The sequence below is a fragment of the Luteimonas padinae genome (genome assembly GCF_014652935.1).
GTDB lineage: Bacteria > Pseudomonadota > Gammaproteobacteria > Xanthomonadales > Xanthomonadaceae > Luteimonas > Luteimonas padinae.
Genome location: NZ_BMZT01000033.1, coordinates 1 through 861 on the forward strand (window position 1 = coordinate 1; position 861 = coordinate 861).

The window sequence follows — 861 nt, forward strand, 5'->3', positions numbered from 1 at the left end:
CGCTTTCGTCCCTTAGTGTCAATATATAACCAGTTAGCTGCCTTCGCCTATTGGTGTTCTTCCTAATATCTACGCATTCCACCGCTTCACTAGGAATTCCGCTAACCTCTTTATAATTCTATTTTGCCAGTATCCAAAGCGGACTGAAGTTGAGCTTCAGCATTTAACTCCAGACTTAGCAAAAAACCTACGCACGCTTTACGCCCAGTAATTCCGGATAACGCTTGCGACCTATGTATTACCGCGGCTGCTGGCACGAAGTTAGCCGGTGCTTATTCTTTGGGTACCGTCAGAACCACAGGGTATTAACCCATGGCTTTTCTTTCCCAACAAAAGAGCTTTACAACCCGAGGGCCTTCTTCACTCACGCGGNGATAAAATCATTTCCTATTCTATTTTTTCTTCCCTTATAACAGCAGTTTACATTCCGAAGAACTTCATCCTGCACGCTGTGTCGCTCCATCAAGCTTTCGCTCATTGTGGAAAATTCCTTACTGCTGCCTCCCGTAGGAGTCTGGGCCGTGTCTCAGTCCCAGTGTGGCCGTACAGCCTCTCGGCCCGGCTAAACATCATCGTCTTGGTAGGCCATTACCCTACCAACTAACTAATGTTCCGCACCCCCATTTTTAAGTGAAGCTGTGAAGCTCCTTTCTATTACTCATCATGCGATAAATAACTATATCCGGTATTAGCTATTGTTTCCAATAGTTATCCCAGTCTTAAAGGTAGGTTAGGTACGTGTTACTCACCCATTCGCTACTGAATGTATTGCTACATCCCGTTCAACATGCATGTATTAGGCACACAGCGAGCGTTCATCCTGAGCTAGGATCAAACTCTCAAAAAATTGCGTGTTTAATA

1 rRNA gene is annotated in these 861 nt (G+C 45.1%); it reads right to left on the reverse strand.

Features of this window, described 5'->3' with window-relative positions:
* Positions 1-847: ribosomal RNA gene (locus tag IE168_RS14435) — 16S ribosomal RNA — on the reverse strand; the annotation flags it as partial.
* Positions 848-861: the final 14 nt, after the last annotated feature.